At 47.2% G+C, this 25,847-nt stretch carries 38 protein-coding genes and 1 tRNA gene; 38 read left to right on the plus strand and 1 reads right to left on the minus strand.

All coding sequences use genetic code 11. The features are described from left to right. The gene (locus ACZM6M_RS01910) at positions 1-825 is read right to left on the minus strand and encodes a hypothetical protein (protein ID WP_489489463.1); all 825 of its coding nucleotides are present in this window, start codon (positions 823-825) and stop codon (positions 1-3) included. Between the two features lie 91 nt (positions 826-916). On the opposite strand from ACZM6M_RS01910, the gene ACZM6M_RS01915 reads away from it, so the two are divergent. The 38 genes from ACZM6M_RS01915 (at position 917) to ACZM6M_RS02100 (ending at position 25,846) form a co-directional block, all read left to right on the plus strand. Next, positions 917-1,135 (plus strand): helix-turn-helix domain-containing protein, encoded by a 219-nt coding sequence (locus ACZM6M_RS01915; RefSeq protein WP_296035305.1) that lies wholly within the window; start codon positions 917-919, stop codon positions 1,133-1,135. Continuing rightward, entirely contained in the window at positions 1,116-1,340 is a 225-nt protein-coding gene (locus tag ACZM6M_RS01920) for a hypothetical protein (RefSeq protein ID WP_489489466.1), read from the plus strand. Before ACZM6M_RS01915 ends, ACZM6M_RS01920 begins: the two co-directional genes overlap by 20 nt. A 15-nt stretch (positions 1,341-1,355) precedes the next feature. After that, positions 1,356-1,682: a hypothetical protein gene (locus ACZM6M_RS01925; RefSeq protein ID WP_489489468.1), complete on the plus strand. Its 327-nt coding sequence runs from the start codon at positions 1,356-1,358 to the stop codon at positions 1,680-1,682. Positions 1,683-1,727: 45 nt separating this feature from the next. After that, the gene (locus ACZM6M_RS01930; RefSeq protein ID WP_340277912.1) at positions 1,728-1,937 is read left to right on the plus strand and encodes a hypothetical protein; all 210 of its coding nucleotides are present in this window, start codon (positions 1,728-1,730) and stop codon (positions 1,935-1,937) included. After that, on the plus strand, positions 1,919-2,086 hold the full coding sequence (locus ACZM6M_RS01935) for a hypothetical protein (RefSeq protein WP_489489470.1): 168 nt from the start codon (positions 1,919-1,921) through the stop codon (positions 2,084-2,086). Before ACZM6M_RS01930 ends, ACZM6M_RS01935 begins: the two co-directional genes overlap by 19 nt. Then, positions 2,083-2,874, plus strand: coding sequence for a hypothetical protein (locus ACZM6M_RS01940; protein ID WP_489489472.1), 792 nt, complete (start codon positions 2,083-2,085; stop codon positions 2,872-2,874). Before ACZM6M_RS01935 ends, ACZM6M_RS01940 begins: the two co-directional genes overlap by 4 nt. A gap of 3 nt (positions 2,875-2,877) precedes the next feature. Further along, the gene (locus tag ACZM6M_RS01945; protein WP_489489474.1) at positions 2,878-3,471 is read left to right on the plus strand and encodes a hypothetical protein; all 594 of its coding nucleotides are present in this window, start codon (positions 2,878-2,880) and stop codon (positions 3,469-3,471) included. Then, positions 3,455-3,742, plus strand: coding sequence for a phosphoenolpyruvate carboxykinase (locus ACZM6M_RS01950; RefSeq protein WP_418763571.1), 288 nt, complete (start codon positions 3,455-3,457; stop codon positions 3,740-3,742). Before ACZM6M_RS01945 ends, ACZM6M_RS01950 begins: the two co-directional genes overlap by 17 nt. Before the next feature lie 94 nt (positions 3,743-3,836). After that, on the plus strand, positions 3,837-4,184 hold the full coding sequence (locus ACZM6M_RS01955; protein WP_489489476.1) for a putative PDDEXK endonuclease: 348 nt from the start codon (positions 3,837-3,839) through the stop codon (positions 4,182-4,184). Between the two features lie 12 nt (positions 4,185-4,196). Beyond that, positions 4,197-5,060, plus strand: a complete 864-nt coding sequence (locus tag ACZM6M_RS01960; RefSeq protein ID WP_417300857.1) for a hypothetical protein — start codon at positions 4,197-4,199, stop codon at positions 5,058-5,060. Further along, on the plus strand, positions 5,050-6,666 hold the full coding sequence (locus ACZM6M_RS01965; RefSeq protein ID WP_489489478.1) for a hypothetical protein: 1,617 nt from the start codon (positions 5,050-5,052) through the stop codon (positions 6,664-6,666). Before ACZM6M_RS01960 ends, ACZM6M_RS01965 begins: the two co-directional genes overlap by 11 nt. A 2-nt stretch (positions 6,667-6,668) precedes the next feature. Beyond that, positions 6,669-6,824: a hypothetical protein gene (locus ACZM6M_RS01970; RefSeq protein ID WP_296035342.1), complete on the plus strand. Its 156-nt coding sequence runs from the start codon at positions 6,669-6,671 to the stop codon at positions 6,822-6,824. Continuing rightward, the gene (locus ACZM6M_RS01975) at positions 6,799-7,299 is read left to right on the plus strand and encodes a DUF551 domain-containing protein (RefSeq protein ID WP_489489480.1); all 501 of its coding nucleotides are present in this window, start codon (positions 6,799-6,801) and stop codon (positions 7,297-7,299) included. Before ACZM6M_RS01970 ends, ACZM6M_RS01975 begins: the two co-directional genes overlap by 26 nt. A 3-nt stretch (positions 7,300-7,302) precedes the next feature. Next, positions 7,303-7,995, plus strand: a complete 693-nt coding sequence (locus ACZM6M_RS01980; RefSeq protein ID WP_417300862.1) for a DNA methyltransferase — start codon at positions 7,303-7,305, stop codon at positions 7,993-7,995. 103 nt (positions 7,996-8,098) lie between these two features. Then, positions 8,099-8,284, plus strand: a complete 186-nt coding sequence (locus tag ACZM6M_RS01985; protein WP_489489481.1) for a hypothetical protein — start codon at positions 8,099-8,101, stop codon at positions 8,282-8,284. Next, positions 8,281-8,418: a hypothetical protein gene (locus ACZM6M_RS01990; protein WP_489489483.1), complete on the plus strand. Its 138-nt coding sequence runs from the start codon at positions 8,281-8,283 to the stop codon at positions 8,416-8,418. Before ACZM6M_RS01985 ends, ACZM6M_RS01990 begins: the two co-directional genes overlap by 4 nt. 4 nt (positions 8,419-8,422) lie before the next feature. Next, the gene (locus ACZM6M_RS01995) at positions 8,423-8,653 is read left to right on the plus strand and encodes a hypothetical protein (protein ID WP_489489484.1); all 231 of its coding nucleotides are present in this window, start codon (positions 8,423-8,425) and stop codon (positions 8,651-8,653) included. Then, positions 8,650-9,084, plus strand: coding sequence for an RNA polymerase subunit sigma-70 (locus ACZM6M_RS02000; RefSeq protein WP_489489486.1), 435 nt, complete (start codon positions 8,650-8,652; stop codon positions 9,082-9,084). Before ACZM6M_RS01995 ends, ACZM6M_RS02000 begins: the two co-directional genes overlap by 4 nt. A 172-nt stretch (positions 9,085-9,256) precedes the next feature. Beyond that, positions 9,257-9,329 (plus strand) — tRNA-Asn (locus tag ACZM6M_RS02005). Between the two features lie 210 nt (positions 9,330-9,539). Then, the gene (locus tag ACZM6M_RS02010; RefSeq protein ID WP_489489487.1) at positions 9,540-10,376 is read left to right on the plus strand and encodes a DUF2806 domain-containing protein; all 837 of its coding nucleotides are present in this window, start codon (positions 9,540-9,542) and stop codon (positions 10,374-10,376) included. A 218-nt stretch (positions 10,377-10,594) separates the two neighbouring features. Next, positions 10,595-11,296, plus strand: a complete 702-nt coding sequence (gene terS / locus ACZM6M_RS02015; protein WP_489489489.1) for a phage terminase small subunit — start codon at positions 10,595-10,597, stop codon at positions 11,294-11,296. Beyond that, positions 11,289-12,659, plus strand: coding sequence for a PBSX family phage terminase large subunit (locus tag ACZM6M_RS02020; protein WP_489489491.1), 1,371 nt, complete (start codon positions 11,289-11,291; stop codon positions 12,657-12,659). The genes terS and ACZM6M_RS02020 overlap by 8 nt, the downstream gene beginning before the upstream one ends. Before the next feature lie 12 nt (positions 12,660-12,671). Further along, a complete protein-coding gene (locus ACZM6M_RS02025; RefSeq protein ID WP_489489493.1) occupies positions 12,672-14,051 on the plus strand; it encodes a phage portal protein in 1,380 nt (459 codons plus the stop codon). Between the two features lie 4 nt (positions 14,052-14,055). Continuing rightward, positions 14,056-15,849 (plus strand): phage minor capsid protein, encoded by a 1,794-nt coding sequence (locus ACZM6M_RS02030; protein ID WP_489489495.1) that lies wholly within the window; start codon positions 14,056-14,058, stop codon positions 15,847-15,849. Further along, the gene (locus tag ACZM6M_RS02035) at positions 15,831-15,959 is read left to right on the plus strand and encodes a hypothetical protein (protein WP_489489496.1); all 129 of its coding nucleotides are present in this window, start codon (positions 15,831-15,833) and stop codon (positions 15,957-15,959) included. The genes ACZM6M_RS02030 and ACZM6M_RS02035 overlap by 19 nt, the downstream gene beginning before the upstream one ends. A gap of 60 nt (positions 15,960-16,019) precedes the next feature. Continuing rightward, positions 16,020-16,286, plus strand: a complete 267-nt coding sequence (locus tag ACZM6M_RS02040; protein ID WP_340278008.1) for a DUF6275 family protein — start codon at positions 16,020-16,022, stop codon at positions 16,284-16,286. 36 nt (positions 16,287-16,322) lie between these two features. Continuing rightward, positions 16,323-16,469 (plus strand): hypothetical protein, encoded by a 147-nt coding sequence (locus ACZM6M_RS02045; protein ID WP_489489498.1) that lies wholly within the window; start codon positions 16,323-16,325, stop codon positions 16,467-16,469. 182 nt (positions 16,470-16,651) lie between these two features. Continuing rightward, entirely contained in the window at positions 16,652-17,185 is a 534-nt protein-coding gene (locus tag ACZM6M_RS02050; protein WP_177968365.1) for a phage scaffolding protein, read from the plus strand. 13 nt (positions 17,186-17,198) lie between these two features. Continuing rightward, positions 17,199-18,392 (plus strand): phage major capsid protein, encoded by a 1,194-nt coding sequence (locus ACZM6M_RS02055; RefSeq protein WP_489489500.1) that lies wholly within the window; start codon positions 17,199-17,201, stop codon positions 18,390-18,392. A 17-nt stretch (positions 18,393-18,409) separates the two neighbouring features. Then, the gene (locus ACZM6M_RS02060) at positions 18,410-18,778 is read left to right on the plus strand and encodes a head-tail connector protein (RefSeq protein ID WP_489489501.1); all 369 of its coding nucleotides are present in this window, start codon (positions 18,410-18,412) and stop codon (positions 18,776-18,778) included. Position 18,779: 1 nt separating this feature from the next. Next, entirely contained in the window at positions 18,780-19,160 is a 381-nt protein-coding gene (locus tag ACZM6M_RS02065; protein WP_489489502.1) for a DUF6751 family protein, read from the plus strand. Positions 19,161-19,169: 9 nt separating this feature from the next. Continuing rightward, on the plus strand, positions 19,170-19,595 hold the full coding sequence (locus ACZM6M_RS02070; RefSeq protein ID WP_489489504.1) for a minor capsid protein: 426 nt from the start codon (positions 19,170-19,172) through the stop codon (positions 19,593-19,595). Continuing rightward, the gene (locus tag ACZM6M_RS02075) at positions 19,592-20,047 is read left to right on the plus strand and encodes a hypothetical protein (protein WP_489489506.1); all 456 of its coding nucleotides are present in this window, start codon (positions 19,592-19,594) and stop codon (positions 20,045-20,047) included. The genes ACZM6M_RS02070 and ACZM6M_RS02075 overlap by 4 nt, the downstream gene beginning before the upstream one ends. After that, the gene (locus tag ACZM6M_RS02080; protein ID WP_489489507.1) at positions 20,048-20,566 is read left to right on the plus strand and encodes a hypothetical protein; all 519 of its coding nucleotides are present in this window, start codon (positions 20,048-20,050) and stop codon (positions 20,564-20,566) included. 12 nt (positions 20,567-20,578) lie between these two features. After that, on the plus strand, positions 20,579-21,040 hold the full coding sequence (locus ACZM6M_RS02085) for a hypothetical protein (RefSeq protein ID WP_489489509.1): 462 nt from the start codon (positions 20,579-20,581) through the stop codon (positions 21,038-21,040). After that, positions 21,015-21,575: a Gp15 family bacteriophage protein gene (locus ACZM6M_RS02090; RefSeq protein ID WP_489489510.1), complete on the plus strand. Its 561-nt coding sequence runs from the start codon at positions 21,015-21,017 to the stop codon at positions 21,573-21,575. The genes ACZM6M_RS02085 and ACZM6M_RS02090 overlap by 26 nt, the downstream gene beginning before the upstream one ends. Before the next feature lie 45 nt (positions 21,576-21,620). Next, positions 21,621-25,445 (plus strand): hypothetical protein, encoded by a 3,825-nt coding sequence (locus ACZM6M_RS02095; protein ID WP_489489511.1) that lies wholly within the window; start codon positions 21,621-21,623, stop codon positions 25,443-25,445. After that, positions 25,445-25,846, plus strand: a complete 402-nt coding sequence (locus ACZM6M_RS02100) for a hypothetical protein (protein ID WP_489489512.1) — start codon at positions 25,445-25,447, stop codon at positions 25,844-25,846. Before ACZM6M_RS02095 ends, ACZM6M_RS02100 begins: the two co-directional genes overlap by 1 nt. Position 25,847 lies beyond the last annotated feature (1 nt).

The following is a 25,847-nucleotide window of genomic DNA, read 5'->3' on the forward strand; positions in this document are numbered from 1 at the left end:
TTAATCAGGCTGTTGGGGCGTATCAAGATTTTCAGATTCACCAGCAGTTGCGGAATCAGATTCAGCTGCTGCAGGAACAGCATTTGAATTTGTTGCAACACTTGAACATGAATCTGGAGACAACTTTGACTGAGATACTAAATAATCGTTGAGTGCAGATACAGAGTCATTAAGGCGATTCAACGATTCAGTGTAACTTTCGAACATAGCGGCTTCAGCTTGTGCAGAGGTATTTTGAGAAGATGCATCTATGTTGTGATAGTAGATGGTCAGCCACACGCTGAATAAAGCAATTATATTCGGTAATATACAACTTAAAAAGAACTCCAGCGTTATACGTCGTTTTGGAAGTGGGGTCTCAACGGTAAGAGGAATTTCTTGTGGATATTCATTCTCATGAATAGTCAAAGAGTATAAATATTCAGGCACTTCTACATATTCCTGATGAAATGAAATATTTTCCAATATCGAAGAAAAAGCAGTTGAGATATGGGAGCTAAAATTAACAAGGTTCTTCTGAATATCTTTTGTTAAATCTTGGATAACAGAGTCGTTAGCAGTTAAAGAATTAGCAATACTATTTGCAATTGATACATTCACAGAATACTGCATTTCATGAATAGGTATCAGCAAAGTATTTAACATATCTTGCATTCGAGTGGTTAAGATTGCCTGTGGATACATGGCAGAAGCAAGTATACTTTGCATTTGTGAAATGGATTGAATTATGGGGGAGTAGGCAGCGGTCAAATCCACATTCATTTTTTCTAAAGAATTTTGAAATGCGGAAATTGCGGCTATGAGAGATTGGTAATCTGTGTTCATAATAATGCCCTTTCTTTTGTACTTGGCCTGGCGGGGCCTGTGAGTACAGTATAGGGCAGAGGGGAAGAAATGACAAGGGAGGTGAAAAAAGATGGTAGCACCCTATCAACCATTATATACGGTCAAGGAAGCGTCCCAGGTTTTACGGGTCAATACCTCAAAGGTATATGAACTGATAAACACCGGACAGCTGCCGTACCTGTTATTAGGGCAGAAAAAGATCCGGGGTTCGGATCTGGAACAATTTATAGAGAAGTATCCGGTGGCACAGCCGGAAGAAGGAGGGAATCATGCAATCAGAAGTAATTAAGTATCAGCCCCCAGTGGAGGGCGTTGTAGTTACTCAGGAAGAGGAACAGCAGATCCTGAAGCTGGGCCGGATCATGAGGGAACAGCTGGATCAGAGCCATAAGGATGTGCGCCTGTTTGGCAGACTGTCTACGGTGATGGCGTTCCTGCTGGGGATGGAATCAGCGGTGCTGTTTTTGATGGCCGCCGGAATCATAGCACTGTGAGAGGAGATAAAATGTATGAATCAGAGATTGAAGCGTAAGATCGAGAAGCGCAGGAGACAGCAGATCTGTGAGGCGCTGGATCTGTGTTTGCAGATCAATGGGCTGCAGGAAAGCAAGAAGGAGCTTACAGGAAACCATCCCACAGCGATTATGCATTTTTGGGGACATATCGGCATGGTAGATGGGGATTTTTATGCATCTGGATGGAGCAGAGAGGCAGTTGTTACCCGACATTTTGAGGAGCGGCTGGACAGGCCTGGGAAAATGGATCAGATCCTTTGTGAACTCAGGCAACTGAAAAAGGACCTGCACAGCGGCAACTGTGTTAGGTCCGGAAACTAAAAATCAACACCCTCTATTATGAGGGAGAACCGAGGGAAAATCAAGATGGCAAACCGAAAAAACGATGTTTTTTGCGCAGACAACCAGTATGAGGAAGCCCTGATGCTTATGGGGCGGGTCAATGCGCTGGCTGGAATCATTAAGGCAAGCAGGTATACGATGATCGAATGTGAGACTGTGGCGGCAGTATTGGGGTTCGATTTGGGTGCTGAATGCGACGAGAAGAAGGAGAAAGAATGTACTACAAAGGAATAGGCCCTGAGGCTGGGACGATCGTAGAAGAAGATCAGGCATATCAGTACGCCTTGGAACGGTGTGCAAATGCCACTCTGGAAGAGAAGCAGGAGTTTGTGGACTGGTATTATTCCGGGAATTGGGCTGAAATGGAGGACTGGGAAAAATGAAAAAATTCAGAACGTTGAGGGCAGATGAGATTGATTGCAGGGTAGCCACAGTAACAGAGAAAGGCATCACCCTTTTGCTGTATAAGGACGCCCGATGTGATATGAATATCCTGGACGAAGCTGTGGGGGCGGAAAATTGGCAGCGCCACCATTCCAGAGATAATGCAAACTGTACAGTAGCTATCTGGGACGATAGCAAGAATCAGTGGATCGAGAAAGAAGATACAGGTACAGAGAGCAACACAGAAAAAGAAAAGGGATTAGCTTCTGATTCTTTTAAGCGGGCCTGCTTTAATTGGGGAATCGGCCGGGAGCTGTATACAGCGCCGTTTATTTGGATCCCATCCGGGAAATGCAAGATTGAGAAGGCAGAAGGTAGCGGAAGAGCAAGATTCACCTGCCGAGATCGGTTTTCAGTGAGCCAGATTGGCTATGACGCTGAAAATAATATTAATGCATTGGTAATTAAGTGTAAGAATAAGGTGGTTTTTACGATGGGGCAGCTTGAACCAGATGAAAATGCAGAGGTCTCAGAAGCGCAGGGGACGATACTGGTAGAAACAGCGCATATCAATACGCTGTATCTGGAATTATCCAGAACGGGAGTGGGCTTAAAAGGGATTCTAAAGAATTATGGTTTGAATAATATTCACGAGATGAATATAGACCAGTTCCGGGACGCAATGGATGTTTTGAAGGGAAAGCAGGATAAGCCAATAGACCCTGCCACAATTCCTCCGGAAAATGGGGCCGATGGACTTCCGTGGAATAATCCGGAAAGGCAGTAGTTTATGGAATTTACAGGGAGGTTTGTAGGCGGCCTACGTATTGATCTGGAATCCCACAGAATAGAACTGACAGTGCAGTGTGACCGGGATGATATCGGCCCGGAATGGGATGATTTAAGAAAAAATGAAAAGCTGGCTTTTACTGTGAAACCATGGAAGAAGAAACGCAGTTTGGATGCAAATGCTTATTACTGGCAGCTGGTGACAAAACTGGCGGACAAGCTCAACATTTCCAAGCCGTACCTGCACAACATACTCTTGAGGCGGCACGGTCGTCCGGAGGTCATTGACGGGCAGATGGTATTTCTGGTTCTTCCAGATAGCGAGGAAGGGACTAAAAAGGCGGATGAAGCTGAGACCTACCATATCCGACCTACGTCAGAAGTAAAGACAGGGAAGGACGGGAAACTGTACCGTACATATGTAATGCTGCGTGGATCAAGCACCTATGATACCGCAGAAATGTCTGCATTGATTGACGGGCTGGTGTCAGAGTGTAAGGAACAAGGGATTGAAACAATCCCGCCTCAAGAGCTGGAACGTATGATGGAAATGTATGAGAAGAACTGGAGGAAACGCCATGAAGAAACTGCATAGTGTACTTACAGATGATCTGCACCACTGTATTATCACAGGGGACTGCAATATTGCTATCCACCATGTATTTAATGGGCCGAACCGGCCTTTATCAGAGAAATACGGTTTTCTGGTCCCGCTGCGTCCAGATTGGCACAATATGGCTCCTTACAGTGTGCATATGGATCAGAAGTTTGATGAGTCATTAAAACGTAAGGCTCAGAAATATTATGAGGAGCATTATGGAAGCCGGGGAGATTTCCGGCAAGAATTTGGAAAGAGTTACCTCTGATGGCAGGATAATATGTCACGATATTAAATGTCATTTGGTTATAAAAGTCCTAAGACCGGCATGGCTGACCGTCCGCCGGTCGGGAAGGAGGCACATGGGAAGATCACAAAGAGAAAAAGGCAAGCGTGGGGAACGTGAGCTGGCAGGGCTTTTGAGGGAGTACGGTTATGACTGCCGCAGAGGCCAGCAGTACTGCGGGGCCTCCGGTGATGCGGACGTGGTAGGACTCCCGGGTATCCATATAGAGTGCAAGCGGGTGGAGCGCCTGAATCTTTTAGATGCGGTATCACAGGCAGTCAGAGACGCCGCTAAGGGGCTTCTTCCGGCGGTGTTCCATCGGAGAGACCGCTGCGAATGGCTGGTGACGATGCGGTTCGTGGACTGGATAGAGTTATACAGGGACGCTCAGGCCTGGAGGGAATTAAAAGCGAAAGAGAGGTAGGTGACAGCCTACATGGAGATCAATTATCTGGCAGAGATCATAGCCTTCGAACGATGGCTCGAAACTAACTACTTACCGATCCCGTCGCAGTTGTTATGGTACAAGATGATGAACTATTTCAACCGGAGCGGGTGGAGCGAGTGGGTTATAGTAGATAACCTGAGATTGATGGCAGCCATGTCAATGGGTCGAGAAGCCACATTCATCAAGGCGAGGGACGAACTCATAAAGGCTGGCCGTATCATCTACCAGAAGGGCAGAAAAGGAAGCCCTAATAAATACAAAATGGTGTATTTCACTTTCAAAAACGTAGTAAAAAGTGAAGTATATAGCGAAGTAAAAAGCGAAGTATTTCCCGTAGTAGAAAGCGAAGTACAAAGCGCAGACATATATAAACATAAACAAAAACAAAATAAAAAGAGTACCTCTGAAGAGGTACCAGAAAAGCCGGACGACTTTTCCTCCCAGATCACCACGATTCGAGAATTATATAATTCCGTTTGCGGGTCGTATCCCCGCCTGGTGAAGCTGTCGGAAGCGAGGAAGAAGGCGATCCGTGCGAGACTGAGGGCAGGATATACCGTTGAGGACTTCCGTCGGCTTTTTGAGACTGCGGAGGAAAGTGACTTTTTGAAGGGCAAAAACCGCAGGAACTGGTCAGCTACGTTTGACTGGCTGATTGCTGATGCCAATATGGCAAAGGTGCTGGATGGGAACTACCGGAACCCGACAGAGGGGAAACCTGCCTGCGAAAAGACTCCCGGTCCATCGTCCAACCGGTTCCACAACTTTGAACAAAGGGATGTGGACTATGATGCGATCATGATGGAGCGGACGAGGGAGTTTTTGAGAGAGGGGGAGACAGATGGAAGATGAGAATACCATGGTTCCTGAGACAGGAACCATTGACCATACAGGCCCGGAGTGGTACCAGATGGAGATCCCGCTGGATGAGATCGGGCGGTATATACATACAGACCTTAAGACGGCCGCCAGAAGTGTGATATCCATCGGGTACTGGCTGATGTATGTGCGGGATCGTAATCAGTTCCAGGAATACGGATACAGCGATATCAATGAGTATGCTGCCAGGCAGTTCGGTTTCAGCCGGTCAACCACCAAACGCTATATAGACCGGTGCATCCGGTTTTCCAAGGGAGGCAACAGCCCCATACTGGATGACCGGTACAGGGATTTCAGCAAAGCACAGCTTCAGGAGATGCTTGGGCTTGATGATGAGCAGTTGGAGCAGGTAACTCCAGATATGACCGTGCGCCAGATCCGAGCCATGAAACAGCCTAAGGAAATCCCATATGTGGAGCTTCCGGGGCAGATCAGTATTACAGACTTTCCGGGGATTGAGCCGGAGGCCGCTCCAGATGTGACGGATGTACCGCCGGAACCAGAAAGAGCAGCTATGCAGAGCTGTGAGATATCGGTGGAGGACCTTATGGAGCCTCTGTCAGTGGAAAGCGTTGCGACGTCGCAACAGGAAAACCGTCTGGTCCCTCAGCTATCGGCCTATGGGACACCCAAACGGGAATACCCGGCAGACAGTCTGATCGTAACAGAAGGATGTGAGGGAGGTCATTGCTGTGATTCCTGCGCTATGGAGTGTGGAATCCGGCAAAAAGACCGGTGGTGCGTAGAGGCACCTTGCGGGAATCCATTTCCGTGCGAGATTAGAGATCTGGATGAGATCCGGGAACTTGTAAGGGATGATTGCGAGTTCGTGAACCACGATCTGGCCTACCACCGGGCCGGAGACGGGGAGCCAAGCCCATGCTGTAAGCATTGCAAGAATCCTTGCGAATATATTTGCGGGCGGGCTATGAGGGCGTTGGATCAGGAACTGACTGCTGCGGAAGTGCAGCAGAATGAAGAAATCCGCTGCGAAAATAGCAGCGGGGAAGAAATAGAGGAAGTTGCGACGTCGCAACCGGAGGAGGCCGCTGAGCCTACAGATATGGAACTACTCCGAGAGATGTTAGGGAAGGAGAAGAAGTATCTGGAGGAAATGATAAAGGTTGATGCAGTGGAAGGATTCCCGAAAAAGTTGCTCCAGAAGAAGAAAATACTGGTGGCAGCCCTTGCAGGTATGCTGTGCGACCTGGAAATGCCGGAACAGGAAGAACAACGGCCAGAACTCCCTATCATGAAGAACAACGATCAGCGTAAGGAATGGCTTAGGGATTATAAATCATGGGGTCTGTGGTATACAGATGAGCATATCGGGGCCAGGTATTACAAGTATGATTTTGACAACGGGGCACGGTTGATCGCAGAGGTATACACACAGCATAATGAATTTATCGGTCAGGATTATGAATCCTCATACCTGCATCTGGTCGGCGGACCGGAGCCTGAAAAGCATCCTACTGGGGCCTATGGAAGATGGCAGCGTCATGAGACATACAGTCGGTATCCGGATAGCGAGACGGAGCTGGTGGAGTTTTTGAAGGCATTGCAGAAAGGAAAATAGATATGGCTAAGATATGGATGCAGGGCAAAGAAATGTTTATGTGCCCGGTATGTGAGAATGAGAGGATTGAGCCGGGGCAGAAATACTGCCAGATATGCGGTGAGGCACTTGAGTGGGAGGAGGAAGGCGAGAATGAAGAGATTAACACAGAAAGATGAGCAGGGAAATTGGTGCTTGAAGGGTGTGTCATGGGAACAGCTGCATGAAGGACAGGTAATCACCAAGTCTTTACGGGAGCGGCTGTATGGAGCTCTCTGGAAGCTGATGGAGTACGAGGATACCGGGCTGACACCGGAAGAAATCGAACGGCTTAAGGAGCAGCACCGCTGGATTCCCGTGGAGGAGAGGTTGCCGGTGCAGGGAGAACCAGTTTGGGCGACTATAAAACACTCTGAATGGATCAACGATTATGACACTGATTGGCTTCCGGAAGAAGAGAAGAAATATCATCCAGAAAGCTACGGTGTGTATAAGGCGGAATATATAGGCGGAGGGATCTGGCAGTATTCGGATGATTATAACGAATGGATATACTGTGATGCAGTGGAGAAAGAGGAAAGGAATTTGGCAAATGTGTATGACACAGTGACCGCCTGGATGCCACTGCCGGAGCCGTACCGGAAGGAGGAGTGAGTTATGGATTATGGTTATTATAACATGGACTGCATGGAGGGCATGAAACAATTCCCAGATAAGTATTTCGATATTGCTATCACGGATCCTCCTTACTTTTCCGGCCCGGAACGCAGAGGGTATTATGGTCGGAAAGTAAGTCCGATAGGCGTACAGAGGCACTACGAACCCTCAGAAAACTGGGAAGTACCAGGAGAAGATTACTTCCGTGAACTGGAACGTGTTTCCAAACATCAGATCATATGGGGCTGTAATTATTTTGACTGGAATTTTCCAACGGGAAGGATCGTATGGGACAAGTGCAATGGCTCCAACAGTTTCTCGGATTGTGAGATAGCCTCCTGCAGTCTGCATGATTCTGTCCGCCTGTTCCGGTATATGTGGAATGGGATGATGCAGGGAAAGAGCATCGAAGAGGGCTGGATCCAGCAGGGAAATAAGAAGCTTAACGAGAAACGGATCCACCCAACCCAGAAGCCAGTTAATCTCTACCGCTGGCTGGTCCAGAAATATGTACAGCCGGGATGGAAGGTACTGGATACCCATGTAGGGAGTGCCAGCAGCCTAATCGCATATGAGGAAGCAGGGATTCCGTATGTTGGATTTGAGATTGATCCTAAGCGGTATGAGCTGTCGAAACAGAGGCTTGAAGAGCATAGGGCACAGCTGACATTACATGGTTTGGGGATGGTTTAAGATCCAGTTGTAGTAAACAGTTGTGGTATTAAACAGATAGTTGTTGTATCGAGTTAAAACGAATTAAAGTCGAGTTAAATTGACATTTAGAGGAGAAAACATAATGTACAAGAATCATGAAGGATATCCAGATCCAGCCGCAGGAGCTGCGATCCGGGAAGCGGACAGGCCGCCGGAAGATTACCACAAAGCCGTCCGCATGATGCTCTTCACCGCGAAGTGTATGGGCTACCATGTGGAGGATACGATCAGGTTAAGAGACGAGAAAACAGGGAGGTTGTGGCCGTGAATGTACTTAAGGGCGTGGTAATTATTCTGTGGGCCATAACAGGGACGGTCAATCTGATACGGCATAACATTGACCGTTGGGATTACCTTATGGTCTGGGGCTCTCTGATGGCGGTGCTGATGATTTGGAGGTGATGTTATGCCGGGGCCAGTATATTATGACCTGTATGATTGCGGGAAGCTTGTGGGGCGGTACAGTGGCATTGAGCTGCAAAAGAGATTCGGCTGGAAATGTAGGCCTCAGGTCGACAAGTACAGCGACATGGGAATCCTGTACCAGAAGCGGTACCTGATTGTCCGAGTGGATATGGAAACCTGGGCGGATGAGTGGAATGAGGCCAGACAGAGGATTTTGAGGGCGAGGAGGTGATACCGTTGGACAAGCAGATTTTGGAGCAGTACATAGATGCCTGCGAGCTGATTAAGGATACCAAGGATGAGATCCGGAAGTTGAGGAAGCACCGGAGCCAGATCCAGCAGGACAGCGTTAAGGGATCGTCGCATGAGTTCCCTTACACCTTACAGACCTATCATTTGGAGGGGCTTGGATATGCAGCTGTTAAGGATCCGGATGAGCTGGAACGTATGGAAGTGCTGCTGGAGGAGCGGATCCGGAACGCAGAGAAGATTAAGCGTCAGGTGGAAGCATGGCTTAATACAATCTCACCCAGAATGCAGCGGATTATCCGGTATAGGATATTTGAGGAATTGACTTGGGCGCAGGTAGCTGTGAAGATGGGGCGGAAGGCTACAGAAGCAAGTGTAAAAATGGAATTTCAAAGATTTATGTCTGCGGCATAAAGTTTGTTACGAATGTTACCAATGTTACGAATCAAAATGTTATAGTGTACCATGAAGCCAAAGGCATAACGCCGACGGCTTACACTTAAATCGACGGTCGCCAGGGTGCTACAGCCGGGCGGCCGGTTCGTCTGGCTCTGGTTCCATCCCAGGGCTGGACGCCCCCTTCTTCGGATCCTTAGCTCAGTCGGTAGAGCAGGTGGCTGTTAACCACCGTGTCCCAGGTTCGATTCCTGTAGGATCCGTTGCCTGGTTTAGGGATCTCCACCCAGACGTTCCAGGTACAGAGAGACATCCTTGAGAGAGGGTGTCTTTTTATTATATTAAGTTATTTTACAAAACAGAGCGTATGTTCTGTGATGACAAATCAACAAAATAGCGCTCCAAACTTTGGCAAGATTTTCCTTTTCAATGTGTGATATAATGTAGAAAAATGTCGGATTGGAGAGTGCGATATGTTTGATAAAATTTCGCCTTTGGAATTGATGCAGTTTTTAGTTACCCCTCGTGGATCTAAAAAGGATTTTGAAGATGCTGTTGAATACTTAAAAGAGGAATATGAAAACGATGCAGAAATGCCGCCATTGATAAAGGCGATGAAAATTAGTAAAGTTAGAAGGGAATTAAAAGAATTCACAAATATGCATGATATTATTCAGCATGCTATTAGTTTTGGAATGTCTTATGAGAATATGAACCAGGGATTCTTAGATGATGATTGGTGTGCATTCTTTTTAGACAAAGCTAAAAATATTTGCCGCGATGATGCTAAAATATTATGGGGGAAATTATTATCAGAAGAAAGTAAAAATAATGGGTGTATTCCAAAACAATTGGTTCATATATTGAGCATAATGAGTGCTGATGATGCGGCTGATTTTGATAATGTATGTAAATTTGCGGTTAATAGAATATTCGATTACGGCTTAGGAAAGGGAATGTTAATAATTGCGGCAGATGAAAGTACGGAAATTCTCAAAAGTGTAAGAGTGTCGTATCAGAAATTGAATGATTTACAATCGTTAGGATTGTTAAAAGTAAATGCGATAGATGACAGATTGATTCTTAAAAACTGGCATTTGGAACAAGCGTGTATTGGATTTGAATATCATGGTAATATTATTGAAATCGGGAACTTAAGGGAACAGGTTCCGATTGGGTACGTTTCACTTACTGAAGTTGGTCGGATCCTTTCGAATATTGTGGTTAGAAAATCCGTTGATGGTTTTTTAGACTATATAAAAAATTATTATGAGAAAAATGGTTTTACAGTAAATATTAAGATAGTTTAATGTTTGAAGCAGGAGAATATGAAATCTTCTGCTTCGTTTTGGATATGGAGGGGTATGGCATATGAAATGTTTGTGCCAAACAGCTATTGTATTTTTAGCAGTATATATGGCAGTTAATTATGGTATTGGATGGTTGTGGTTACTGGTATTGGTCTTTTTAGGGTAGCTTCGGCTATCTCTTTTCTTTTACCAAAACCGACGAATCGAGGTGAGACAGCATGGCCAGAGCGCCGGATCCGAGAATAGAGCAGGCCAGGGCCATGTATCTTGAAGGTCAGAAATTAGTTGAGATTGCAAGTCAACTAAACCTGCCGGAAGGAACGGTCCGCCGATGGAAATCTACACATAAGTGGGAAAGCGAACGTTCGGAAAGAAAAAGCGAACGTTCGCATAAACGAAAACGGGGTGCGCAGCCGGGAAATCATAACAGCGCAGGCGGCCCGCCAAAGAATAAAAAAGCTGAAAAATATGGTTTCTTCTCGAAGTATCTTCCTGAGGAGACCGTTTCTATTATACAGGAAATGCCGACAGATCCCCTTGATATTCTCTGGGATCAGGTACAGATTGCTTACGCTGCCATTATCCGGGCCCAGAAGATCATGTATGTGCGGGACCGGGATGATAAGACCATCGAGCGGGTAGGCATCAAAAAGGGGAAAATATCCGGCGAGGAATGGGAGGTACAGCAGGCGTGGGATAAACATGGAAATTTTCTTCAGGCGCAGGCCAGAGCGCAGAAGACTCTGGAAAGCCTGGTTAAGCAGTACGATGAACTGCTGCATAAGCGCTGGGATCTTGCCAGCGAGGAGCAGAAGGCCCGCATTGCCCAGCTTCATGCCCAGACAGACAAGCTCACAGGCAATAATCAGGAGATTGAGGACATGGACGAGATAGAAGGTGATATTTACGGCAGTGAGTAACTATACCCGTAAAAAGAGCATCCCTTTTAACTTCGGGGAGAAACATAAGGAGTATATCCGTAAATGCCGTTCCTGTTCCTACAACGTGGCTGAAGGGGCTGTCCGGGCAGGGAAGACAGTAGATAATATTTTTGCTTTTGCCTACGAGCTGAAAACAACGCCGGACCGGATCCACCTGGCAACTGGCTCTACAGTGGGAAATGCGAAACTGAATATCGGTGATGCAAATGGTTTCGGTCTTGAATGGATCTTTCGCGGCCAGTGTCATTGGGGAAAATATAAGGACAATGAAGCCCTGTTTATTAAAGGCCCGGCTACCAAAAACAAGCAGAAAATTATCATTTTTGCCGGAGGCGCCAAGGAAGACAGCTACAAGAAGATTCGTGGTAATTCCTACGGGATGTGGATCGCAACAGAGATCAACCTGCACCATGATAACACCATCAAAGAGGCATTTAACCGCCAGCTGGCTTCTAAGCGTCTGAAAATCTTCTGGGACCTGAATCCGGATAACCCCAGGGCTCCGATCTACTCTGAATACATAGACAAATACCAGAAGCAGGCAGACGCAGGAGACTTTCCCGGTGGGTATAATTATATGCACTGTACCATTTATGATAACATAAACATTACCCAGGAGCGTCTGAGGGAGGTTGAAAGCCGATACGATAAGAACAGTATCTGGTATCTGCGGGACATTAAAGGAATGCGGGTAGTGGCGAATGGCCTGATTTACCGCCGGTTTGCTGATGATGTTAGCACGAAGCAGTATTCCTTCCGGCTTAAGGGTAAACCGAAGGACATCATGGAGATCAATCTGGGGATTGATTTTGGTGGAAGCAACTCCGGCCACTCCTTCACAGCGACGGCCATTACCAGAGGGTATCAGAATGTAATCCCTCTGGCTTCTGAGTGGATCGGCTGCAAGGATGAGAGAGGAAACCAGATTGAGATCGATCCGGATATGCTGGGGAAACGGTTCTGCGATTTCTGCCAGAAAATCATCAGCCGGTATGGGTATGTGACGATTGTATATGCAGACAGCGCAGAACAGACGCTGATCGCCGGGATCCGCAGCAGCCTGCGTAAGCATGGCCTTGGATGGGTCCGGGTGGAAAATGCGCTGAAGACAGAAGTAAATGACAGGATCAACGCTACCGCCATTCTGATGGCACAGGGGCGTTTTTATTATGTCCAGGATGAGTGCCAGAGCCTGGTAAACGCTTTGAGTACAGCGGTATGGGACCCTAAGGAGCTGACAAAGAATGTACGGCTGGATGATGGCACCAGTGATATTGACAGCCTGGACAGCTTTGAATATACCTTTGAGCGGCTGATCAGCCGTCTGATCAAATATGGATAGGAGGTGGCAGCAATGCGGTTTACAAAGATGCTGAGCCTGATTACAGACGTTTTAAATAAAGATGCAGATACGCAGGTGGATGTGTGCCTGACCTCCCAGATGGCCTCGGCGATTGAGTTATGGACAGCCATGTATGAGAACCATGCTCCATGGGTTGACCGGCAAAAGACAAAAAGTGCACAGATACCGGCAGCAATCGCTTCAGAAATTGCCCGCCTGGTCACCTTGGAGATGAAATCAGAGATCACTGGAGGGACCGGGGCCCTGTTTTTGAACCGGGAATATCAGAAGAAAGTCCTGGCTGATCTGCGCCGGTATGTAGAGTATGGCTGTGCAAAAGGCGGGCTGATCCTGAAACCGTATGTGACAAAGACAGGGCTGTCCATACAGTATGTGCAGGCAGACAGCTTCTTCCCGCTGGCATTTGACGATTCTGGCAGGATCCAGCAGTGCGTATTTACGGAGCAGTTCCGGAAAGGAAAAAAGATCTATACCCGGCTGGAAGTACATACCCTGCAAGGGGACAGGATCCATCTCACGAACCGGGTATTTGTGGCTACGAATGATTACAGTCTGGGGACTGAGATAGAAATAGGCAGTATAGAGCGATGGTCTGAACTGGCGCCTGAGCTCACCCTGGAAGGGGCAGACCGGCTTCTGTTTGGATACTTTAAGGTCCCTATGGCGAATGCGGAGGATTCTGACAGCCCTCTGGGGGTGTCTGTGTATTCCAGGGCGCCGGAGCTGGTCGAGGAAGCGGACCGGAGATATTCAAATATCTGCTGGGAGTATGAAGGGACGCAGCTGGCCATTCATATTGCCACATCTTTATTAAAATATAATAATGATCGCAATAAGTTTGAATATCCCGGGGGCCAGGAACGTCTGTACCGGAACGTAGAATATAATGCTGGTGCTGCGGACAAGCCTTTTATCGATACCTTCTCACCAGAGATTCGAGATACCGCTCTTTTCAACGGTTTTAATAACCAGCTAAGGCTGATTGAGTTTGCCTGCAATCTGGCATATGGCACCCTGTCAGATCCCCAGAATGTCGATAAGACGGCTACAGAGATCAAGGTCAGCAAACAGCGGTCTTATACATTCGTATCTGACACGCAGATGGCTTTACAGAAGGCTTTGGAGGACCTGGTGTACGCAATGAACTTCTGGGCAGTGCTGTATGGCCTTATCCCGCTTGGGAACAAGTATCAGGTATCCTTTGTCTGGGATGACAGTATTATTGTGGATGCGGAAGCTGAGAGGCAGACAGACCGGCAGGATGTGGCTATGGGCGTAATGTCTCTGGCTGAGTACCGCAGTAAGTGGTATGGCGAGACGCTAGAAGAGGCTGCTAAGAACCTGCCAGAGCCAGCACTGATAGAGGAGTGATATCATGACACCGGAAGAACTGGAGAAGCTACCAAAGCCATTAGAGCGCACTATGACAGCGTTGGAGCTGGCTGTTATGTCTGAAATCATACAGCGCATAAAAGAGGTGTCCCAGATTACTCCGGTGATTGACTGGCTGCTGATCCGGATGGACGCCATTGGCAAGAGCCGGAAAGAAATCAAGCACCTGCTTCGGGAGGGGATAGAGTCTGCAGGGCTTGATATTGATCAGATCTACGATCAGGCGGCACAGTCTGATTATATCCGCAACAAGGCTATCTATGAGGCCGCAGGCCGGGACTATTTGCCCTACGAAGAAAACCAATGGCTCCAGCAGGTTGTGGAAGCGGTCAGGGAACAGACTAGAGACAGCCTGAGGCCGATGGAAAACATCACCCAGACAACCGGGTTCAATGTGCAGATGGGCGGAAGGCAGGTATTCACGCCGCTGTCAGAGTATCTGGAGCGTAGCCTGGACAAGGCCATGCTGGGGATCACCACCGGCACAAGGACATACAGCCAGGCCATAGGGGAAGTCATTGACGAGATGACAGCCAGCGGCATACGGACTGTGGATTATGCGTCTGGAAAATCCGACCGGATTGAGGTGGCTGCAAGGCGAGCGGTGATGACCGGAATCGCCCAGATGGTTGACAAGGTGAATGAGAAGAACGCCGGAGAGCTGGGGACAGATTACTGGGAAGTAGACTGGCACATGGGGGCCAGAAACACAGGAACCGGGTACCTGAATCATCAGAGCTGGCAGGGGAAGGTTTATTCCTCTGAGGAGATGCGGACAGTCTGCGGGCTGGGGGAGATGCTGGGATTTGCCGGCATTAACTGCTACCATATCCGTTTTCCCTTCCTTCCCGGTATCAGCAAACGGAGGTATACAGATGAGTGGCTGGAAGAACAGAACCGGAAAGAAAATGAAAAAAAGCTGTTTAACGGGCACGAATATGATACATATGGAGCCTTACAGTATCAACGGCGCTTGGAGCGCACAATCCGGAAACAGAAGCAGGATGTTAAGCTTTTAGAGGAGGCTAAGGCTGACCCGGATGATATTACAGCGGCTAAGAGCAGGCTGAGGCTGACTAACAAGACCTATGTGGAGTTTTCAAAGGCAATGGGGATTAGGCAGCAGCGGGAACGGCTGAGGATCGCAAAAAATATATCCGGGAGAGAAAAGACTTTTATTCGTACAGAAACAGAAAGTGCGAATATTGAGAATCTTCGTAAGGGCAGCAATATTGTTGACTTAAAGAAGATTGAAACGGATCTGTTCAGAAGTAAATTTACACAACTTACTGGAAATTCAACAGTAAATGATTCTTTAAGGAAATATGCAAGATCCATGCTTGTCCATAGAAATGGAAGTGACGGAGAAGATCTGTATATTATCAGTGCGAAGAGCGGAAAAAGGCTTTTTTCTAAAACAAGCGGATCTAATGACCTGGGAGTGGAATTATCCAAAGAAGAGATCGAGAAGATTCGGAGTTATGCTAAAACAGAGGGGATTATAGGGATGCACAATCACCCAACAAATTTATATCCTACAGGAGGAGATTTTGTATCTGCTGGAGCAAGAGGATATGTATTTGGAGTAGTAGTCACCCATGATGGAAGAGTGTTCCAGTATAAAGCCGGAGATAAACCATTTCGCAGTGAATATTTTAATAAGACCGTTGACAAATATGTTTCCAAGCCATACACTTATGGCATAGAAGATGCACAGCTGATTGCATTAAAAGAATTTGAAAAGGAGTTTGGAATTGAATGGAAGGAGTTAAAATAAGGGGTAAGGATGCCATAGTCCATGAAGAAATGACAGAAGAGGAAAGAAATGCAGAATTAGAACGATTGAAAAAGGAAAGTGAAGATTTAACCGAATGGGAAGAAGAGTAGATACCACCAGTCAGTAATGGCCGGTGGTATTTTTATACGCAAAATTAAGGAGGAATCACAATGGGAAGTCAGGAATTTTTAAACATCTGCAAGGCCAAGGTAGCAGAGTATCACAACCAGAAGAAGGATAAGACAGACGCAACTCCGACTATGACGGTGAATGATGTGTTTGTGGTCTGGTACAGCAAGAGCCTTCAGAATCACAAGGCTCTGCTCAGTACGCCTGTATCTGATGGTATGTATTATGAGCTGACTTACAACGGCGATAAGAATGAGCTGTACTTTGATGCCTATAAGAAGTGGGAAAATATCTGTTATCCCATGTAATGGGCGTTGCGACGTCGCAACAGGAAGGAGCACACAATGAGTAGATTGTTAAGATGGCTGAAACAGTTCTTTTGCAGAACAAAGCCTGGATGTGAACATCAGTATAGAAAGCACTGGTGCCGCCGTCATGGCCCTTATGGCGGCTATGTGAGGCGGTGCGTTAAGTGCGGAAAAATTGAATAAGTCATAGAAAGATTTAAGATAGTCATAGAATTAGTCATAGACACGCAGGCAGAGGCTTGGGTGTTATTTTTACGCCTTTTTTCGGTCAGATGATGAGACCTAAAACAGTCATTCGTTTGGTGGATGGTTACACACCTATAAATAACCTAATGGCGAATCAATACAAAGAAAGGACACAGGGAATGAAAACAGAAGATTTACAGGCAAAGGGTCTGACGCAGGAACAGATCGATTATGTAATGGCCGAGTATGGTAAGGAGCTTAACGGGATTAAGCAGGACCGGGACAACTACAAGACCCAGCTTGCGGCGGCCCAGACTACGCTCAAGAGCTTTGAGGGAGTAAATGTCCAGGAACTTCAGGGCAAGATTACCCAGCTGACTGCTGATCTGGCAAACAAGGAGACAGAGTATCAGAAACAGATTGCCGACAGGGATTTCAATGACCTGTTAAAGGCAACGGCAGAGGGCTATAAACCAAGGAATCTGAAAGCCGTCATGCCATTCCTGGACGTTGAAAAGCTGAAAGGCAGCAAGAACCAGGAAGCAGACATCAAGGCCGCCCTGGATGCGGTGAAGAAGGACAATGCATATCTGTTTCAGGACGTCAGTATTCCCAGAGTGGTGTCTTCTACGCCTGGCCCGGGCGGTGCAGCGACGGAGGACACAAAAGCCAGAGCCAATGCAGCATTAAGAAACATTTTAGGAAGAGAATAAGGAGGCAAACAATATGGCAGTACATATTACAAGCAGGGCCGATGCAGAGGCCATTATCCGTGAGCAGGTGGTATCCACTATTTTTCAGGACGCGCCCAAACAGTCGGTATTTATGTCTTTAGCGCGCAAGCTGCCGAATATGACAAGCAACCAGACCCGTATCCGCGTACTGGATTTCCTGCCAACTGCTTACTGGGTAAACGGTGATACCGGTATGAAGCAGACCAGCAAGCAGGCATGGGATAATGTGTATATCAATGCGGCAGAGCTGGCAGTCATCATTCCGATTCCGGAGGCGGTACTGGATGATGCAGAGTTTGACATTTTCGGAGAGATCACTCCGAGGGTGAATGAGGCGATCGGCCAGAAGGTGGACAGTGCCATTATCTTTGGTGTGAACCGTCCGGCAGAATGGCAGAACGATATTGTTACTCTGGCACGTCAGGCAGGGAATAACGTAGCGCCTGGTGGCAGTCCTGATTATTATGATCTGATTCTCGGAGAAGGCGGCGTTATTTCCAAGGTAGAGGAAGATGGCTATATGTCCACAGGTGCTCTGGCTTCCATGGGAATGAGGGCAAAACTGAGAGGGATTAAGGCTACGGATGGAACCCCGATCTTTAAGTCAGATATGCAGGGATCCACAAACTATGCACTGGATGGTGCGCCTATGTATTTCCCGCAGAACGGTGCATTTGACAATACGATTGCTCAGCTGATTATTGGTGATTTCAAACAGGCTGTATACGCGATCCGTCAGGATATCACTGTAAAGATCCTGGATCAGGGTGTTATTCAGGATCCTGCTACAAAAGAAATCGCTTACAACCTGGCTCAGCAGGACATGGTGGCGCTGCGTGTCGTATTTCGTATGGGATGGGCGCTCCCGAACCCTGCAACCAGGATGGATGAGGATCGTGTGGGCTGTCCGTTTGCTTATCTGGAGCCAGCGACGGCAATGACCACCCAGAAGGTTACATTTACAGTCAAGGACAACAACAGTGAGCCGAAAGCGGTTGAAGGTGCCATTGTAGACGTCAATGGTTCCAGACTGAAAACCAATGCTTCCGGCGTGGCAGAGTTCCATCTGCGTCCGGGTACCTATCCGGCAAAGATCAGGAAGAGCGGGTATGGCACTGTGACAGAAACAGTGACTGTGGACAAGTCCGCAGTACCTAAAGCAGTTACCCTGATCCCGAATGCGTAGAAAGGAGCTGGGCGCTGATGAGTTATGCAGATGAAGGATTCTATACAGACCGATATTTGTTAGGCCGTAAGCCGGTCATCAGCGCCGGCTTTGACTTCTATTCCCGTCAGGCCAGCCAGGTGATTGACAGTTATACGTTCGGACGTTTAAAGCAGACGGCGAAGATTCCGGAGGCGGTGCGCCTGTGTTGCTGTGAGCTGGCAGAGGCTGAGTTTTCCAGAGAAAAGCAGAAGATGGATTCTGGCGGAAAAACATCTGAGAAGATCGGAACCTATTCCATCAGCTTCGCCTCTTCGGGAGAGAGTGATTCTGCATATGCCGGGGAACAGGAGGCCATCGTGATGAAATGGCTTGGAGGTACCGGCCTGTGCTATCAGGGGGTGTGAGATGTATACCAACTCAGACGCAACGCTGTATCTGTACAGCAAAGAGGGCAGGGACGTACGATATACCCGTGTTCCTATTGAGGGAGTGTACTGGGAGGATGTGCAGCAGTCCACATTCCTGAAGACAGGGCAGAAGGATGCAGCTTCTGTCCTGCTGGTAATCCCATATGAGAGCCTGAATCATCCATTGCATATTACCAGAGGAAAGGATCTGGCTGTCAAAGGAAATATCACAAATGAAATCGACAGCAGCACGCCGGAGGCCTTGTCAAAATCATTGGCAGCCTTAAAGGCGGCCCATGATTATGTGACCGTTACTACAGCAGATGAACGGCTGTATGGCAGTGAATCTGTGTGGCATTATGAGCTGTCCTGCAAGTAAGGAGGCAGTATGGAGGTTGAATTTGAAATGAAGTCCACCGAGGCTCTTCTGAGAACCCGTGGCTTGCAGAAAAATGGGCCGGTACAAAAGCTGGTAGACAGTGAGTGCATGAGGTACATGTCCCCATATATGCCCCGAAGACAGGCGGGGGAGTTGGAGCACATGATGGTTATGGCGACTGTGGTCGGATCCGGGCAGATCGACATTCCTGGGCCTTATGCTCATTACCTCTATGAGGGGGTTCTGTATGTGTCACCTACCACAGGAAGCGCGTGGGCGAAAAAGAATGAGATTAAAGTTCCGACCGGGAAGGCGCTGACCTATGCAGGGGCTCCCATGCGGGGAAAAAAGTGGTTTGAGAGGATGAAGGCAGACCACAAGGATGATATCCTCCAAGCGGCGCAGGCTCTGGCAGATAGGAGGGGAAGTTCATGACCATCATAGACTATATGCGTCAGACATTGACGGAGTATCCGAAGATATCTGAGTTTCTGGCTGGAGATGAGATCCACATTGATTTTACGGAGCCTGATCCGGTCAATTATGGCCTGACCAGCAACGGGGACAGACTCGTAAAAGAGGATGTGCTGGGAAACCAGATCCGGCAGCATAATTTTGTTATGTATGCAGTCGGTCAGTCCTTTACGGACTATAACCGGCTGGCAAACAGTAACTTCCTTCTGGAGCTGTCACTCTGGCTGGAGCGTCTGCCTTCCGGGGATGAGCTTACATTTCAGGCCGGAGAACAGGAACTAAAGGGAACTTTTTTAAAGGCAACCGCAGCCAATGCAATGAGCATGGGACTGATGGGGGACACCATTGACAGCGGCGTAATGTATCAGCTACAGATCTACGCCCAGTATAAAATAGAAAGCGAGGAATTTTAAATGCCAGGAACAGTAACAGGGAAAATCAAACGTAAATTCATGGCGCACTATATTGATTCGGCAGCTCCGGGAGCGGGATCAGAGACGGCAAAATATGTCCGCTTAGGCAAGGATCTGGAAGAGTTCAATGTGGAAATGAACGCCAATGTGGAAACTAAAAACAATATTTTAGGTGAAACCTCTGTAAATCTGGACAGCTATCAGCCTCAGGCATCCGCTGAACCGTATTATGCAGAAATTGGCGATCCTCTGTTTGAACGGTTGCAGGCAATCATTGATGAGCGCCAGACTTTGGATGACCTGAAGACTTCCGTGGTGGAAGTGCATCTTTGGGACGAGGATGAGTCAAAGACTGGCTCCTATGTGGCATATAAAGAAGATGCCATTATTGAGGTTTCCAGCTATGGCGGTGATACAACCGGATACCAGATCCCGTTTAATGTACATCACACGGGCAACCGGATCAAGGGGCTGTTCGCATTGACTACAAAGACATTTACAGAAGATGGGAAAGAATGAAGAGGAATCCAAATGAGAAGTCTTAATTTTAATGATGGTTATGAGAGTTTTATGGTTAACGATGATCCGAACCGGGTGATCCGGTTTAACCCGGCTGATCCGGAGATTATCAACCGTGTTTTGAGCGTCCAGAGTGAATTTGGCGCTTACCAGATCCCGGAAGGGATTGAGCTGAATCCGGACGGAAGCCCTAAAACGGATTTGGAAAAGAACGGGGCATATGTGGCTGAATTTACGGCTGCCATGCGTAAGGCCTTTAATGGCATTTTCAATGCAGATGTGTATGACACGATTTTTGCAGGCCAGTCCCCGTTATGCATTATCGGTCAGAATTATCTTTTTGAAGAGGTTTTAAATGGATTGCTGGAACTGATGCAGCCGGCTGTAAAAGCCTATAACGAAAAGAACCGAGAGAAGATGAACCAGTATTTAAAGGACGTGGAAGCCGATGAAGTTCCTGCCGGACAGCCTTGAAGTGGGCGGAGTTACATATCCGATTGAAACAGATTACCGCAATATCCTGATCTTTCTGTCTGCCTGTACAGATCCGGGTCTGACAGCCGCCCAAAAGCTTGAAATACTTCTAAGAAGGCTGTACAGGAAGGGATACAGCCAGATCCCTCAGGAACATATAGGGGAAGCTGTCTTGCAGGCGAAATGGTTTGTGGACTGCGGCAGGGAAGATGATGATAAAAGACCGGCTAAAAAGATGATGGACTGGGAGCAGGATGAGGCGATCCTGTTCCCTGCGGTCAATAAAGTAGCCGGCATAGAAACACGAGCTGTCCCCTATCTTCACTGGTGGACGTTTGCTGGGTATTTCATGGAGATTGAGGAGGGAACGTTTTCCACGGTTCTGGGAATCCGTCAGAAAAAGGCCAAGGGGAAGCGGCTGGAAAAATGGGAGGAGGAATTTTACAGAAATAACAAAAAGCTGTGTGATCTGAAGACCCGATATACAGAAGAAGAACAGAAAGAGATTGATTATTGGAATAAGCTATTGGGTTAGGCACCGGAAGGTGTCTTATTTTATGCCCGGAAATGAGGTGAGAGCATGGCAGCAGATGGAAGCCTGAGATTTGATACTGCGGTCAATACAGAGGGGTTCAAGGACGGAACGAGTTCTATCAAAAAAGCAGCAGACAGATGCGCCAAAGCTGTGGGGGCCGCAGGCCGTGAGATCAATAGTCTTTTTTCAAAACCGATACAGATCTCTAGTGTAGAAAATCAGATAGCACGGACAGAGGCAAGGATAAAACAGCTTCAGGCAGAAATACAGCATATAGGTGAAACGGAGATACCGACCGATGAGTATAATACGCTGTCCAATGCAGTAGAGAAAACAAGTAAAAAGCTAGACGGACTTCTTGAGCGGCAAAACAAAATGGAGGAACAGGGTGTTAAGAAAAATTCCTCCAGATGGAAAAACTTGCAATATGATATTGATGAGACAAGCCAGAAACTTAGAATATATCAAGCTGAGTTGCAGGATACCATCAACAGAGACCGGGCTTTTACATCAGGGAAGGAAAGCTCATCATACCAAAAGAAGGCCTCTGATCTGGAGTATTTAAACAATCAGCTGTATATACAAAAGCAACGCCTGATGGAGCTGATTGGAAAAGAAGGGAAGGCTGCAAAAGAAGCCTCAAAATTATCAGCTATAGCAGAAAGTGCGGAAGTTAGTAACCAGAAGATCGTGGATCTTACCAGAAGACTGCAACAGCTTCAGGCAAGACAGAAAGAACTTAAATCTGCTGGAGTAGGACTGGGTTATGCCGAATATGACCGAAATGCTTCTGAGATTGCACGGATGACCGCTGAATTAAAGAAGTACGAGGCTTCACTGGTAAACACAAAAGCCCAGACACAGCAATATGTAGGAGTGGTCGCATCTGTAAAAGCAGCATTTGCACATTTACCTGTTTTTTTTACTGTATTAGGAGCAAAAATTGCAAATGGATTTAAAGTCGCTCCGATTAAACTGTTTCACCTTGCACTAAATGGCGTGTTAGGCATGGCCCGAAAAGTGGCTGTGACAATGGGGACTCTTGGATTAAAGGGAATTAAGGCCGCAGCATCCAGTGCGACGAAAGCATTGTTAAAAATGAGTAAGGCATTTTTAGGATTAGGGAAAAGTGCCAAAAAAGGGAATAAAGGTTTGTCCATGTTCAGAATGTTGGGACAGAGCATCATGTTTTCGGCTGTGTTTCGAGGGCTTTCGGCAATAACGAGAGCATTTAAAGACGGTATTCAGGGCATGGCTCAATATTCCTCTTCGTTTAATGTGGTCATGAGTTCGTTTACTTCATCCTTGAGCCAGTTTAAATATTCATTTGCGGCTGCATTTGCACCATTAACCAGTGTTGTAGTTCCTGCTTTGGATATTCTGATTCAGAAGTTGATTCAGGCTATTAACGTAATCGGTCAGTTTTTATCAGCCATTACAGGTAAAAGTACGTTTACTAGAGCCAAACGAGTAAATAAAGATTATGCAGCCAGTCTGAAAAAGACCGGAGGTGCAGCAAAGCAGGCAGGAAAGGATGCGAAAAAGGCACTGGCTCCGTTTGATGATCTGGTGCAAATTCAAAGAGAAGGGGCTGACGGTTCCTCCGGTGGATCAGGTGGAGGTATAGATCCCTCACAGATGTTTGAAACTGTAGCAATCGATCAGGGAATCAGTGATTTTGCAAACAAGCTGAAAGAACTGTGGCAGGCCGGAGACTGGGAAGGTATTGGGCAGTTGATTGGTCAGAAGGTCAATGAATCAGTCCAGAAGTTTACGGACTATATAAGTTGGGACAATGTAGGCGTTAAGATCACCGCATTTGTGACAGCATTTACTACGCTGTTTAACAGCCTGGTCGCAAATATTGATTGGTATTCGATCGGTATCATGATGGGGACAGGGATCAATACGTTAGCGAATACACTATATCTGCTTCTTACTCAGATTGACTGGCTTATGCTGGGATCAGCTTTAGCAACGGGGCTTAACGGTATGGTCGCTACGGTTGACTGGAATTTATTTGGAGCCACTCTGGGAGCATTTTTCCAAGCAAAAATTTCGGGTCTGTATGGTTTTGTGGACACTGCTGACTGGCCCTTGATCGGACAGGCTATTGGAAATGGACTTAACGGAATCATATCACAAATTGACTGGGGAATGCTTGGGCTGCTATTTGCCACAGGATTGAGCGGATTATTTGCTATTGCCGGGAATTTTGCTCAGACGTTTGACTGGACAGGATTCGGTAGCTCAATCGCCTTGAGCCTAAGTACGTTTTTCCAGACATTTGATTGGGCCGGATCTGGTACAGCCATCAGCGATTTTGTTCTGGGATTGTTAAATGCGTTTGTAACATTTATAAAAGAAACGGATTGGACAGCCTTAGGAACTGGCGTTGCTGAAATGGCTTTAGCGATAGACTGGTGGGGAATCCTGTTAGCTGTTATTGATGCTGTGCTCCAGACATTGAAGGCTGTAGTTTTGGCTTCTTGGGGTCTTTTATCCGAAATAGGAAAGAGTCTTTGGGAAGGATTCTGCAAGGGAGTGAAAACATTCTTTTCTGATCCGAAAGCATTTATCAGAGATAATATAGTGGATCCTTTTGTGAAGTATTTCAAAGAACTTTTCGGAATCCACAGCCCTTCTACCGTTATGGCTGAAATGGGTCAGTATCTCTGGGATGGTTTCTGTAACGGTATTAAAGAGTTTTTCTCAAATCCCGGAGCATTTATTAAGGCAAACATTACAGATCCATTTGTGAACGGCTTGAAGAGCCTACTTGGAATCCATAGCCCGTCTACTGTTCTGGCAGGGATTGGCTCCTACACAGTGCAGGGATTTAACCAGGGCGTGACGAGCGAACAGACTGCTTCCCAGAATGTGGTACAGTCATGGGCTTCTGGCGTGGCAAACTGGTTCTCAGAAAAGTTTGGAATAGGAACAGGGGATTCCGTAGAATCCAAGAAGTGGGCCAATAGTATTATGTCAGGATTTAACAATACTGTAAGGAAGAATTATACCCAGTCCCAGACGGTAATGGAAACATGGGCCGAAAACGTAAGGAAGTGGTTCGTGGGTGTTGACGAAAACCAGGGAGTAAATGAGCTTTCCTGGACGAAATTCGCAGACCTTATTATCCAGACATTTAAAGCCAAAATAGAAGGTAGCCATTCCGAAACTCAGGGGCCTGTAGAAACGTGGGCCAGAAATGTCAGGGAATGGTTCTGGGGAGACAGTGATCCTCAGGGAACTGGCGGAATGTATGCAGCATTCTACGACATGGCAAAGCGGATCAACGAGGGCTTTGCAAATGGTATCAGCGATTTTGCATATATGGCAAAGGATGCGATCCGGAAGTGGGCGGCTGAGGCAATGGAAGAAGCTGAGGAAGAGTTTGACATCAATTCTCCCTCAAGAGAGTTTTACAACATTGCAGAGTATGTGGTCCGTGGATTCAACAATGGTATTGCTGATATGGCAAGATCGTCCCGTAGTATTGTGCAGGACTGGCTGGATGGTGTTATGGATGTATTTGACGGCGTACAGATCCGTCTTCCTATAGGGATTGATATCCCTAATGCGGCAGCATATCTTCCTAAGATGGCAAGAGGGAGTATTGTTCCGCCACGGGCTGGAGATATGGCCGCGTCTATGCGGAGCCGATCTTATGCGGAGGAAGAATTATTGTCTAATCTGATTGCAAGGCTCGATACTTTGCTTAGCCAGCAACAGGGAGACCGCAGCCAGCCAATCCAGATCGTATTAAATCTGACCGGAAGTATGGCGGCACTGGCAAGAGCATTAAAGCCAGAGCTTGACCGTGAGGCGGCGCGTAGAGGCGTAAGCCTGGTAGTGATAGGAGGAACCTGATGGCGGACAGTGTATTTTTAATGGATGGCAGAGCGTATAACGTGGAAGTGGAGTCTGATTCTCTGGAACGGAGTTTTGCAGTGACAGACACAGACCAGTCAGGGCGTACCATGGACTACACTATGGAGCGTGATGTAATTGGCACGTTTTATAATTATGCTATGAAGGTATACCCAAAAGATGGGGATACAGCCTCCTACGATGCATTTTATGACGCTGTTTCAGATCCTAATAGGGACAGCCATGAAATGACGTTCCCATATGGACAGGAGACATTAACCTTTCGTGCTTACGTCACCCAGGGCAAGGACAAGCTCCGTATCCGGAACGGGAAGAACCTGTGGGGCATGGATGGCCTGTCATTGAATTTCACGGCAATGGAACCGCAGAGGAGGCGATAGG

Source organism: Enterocloster sp. (assembly GCF_057861365.1).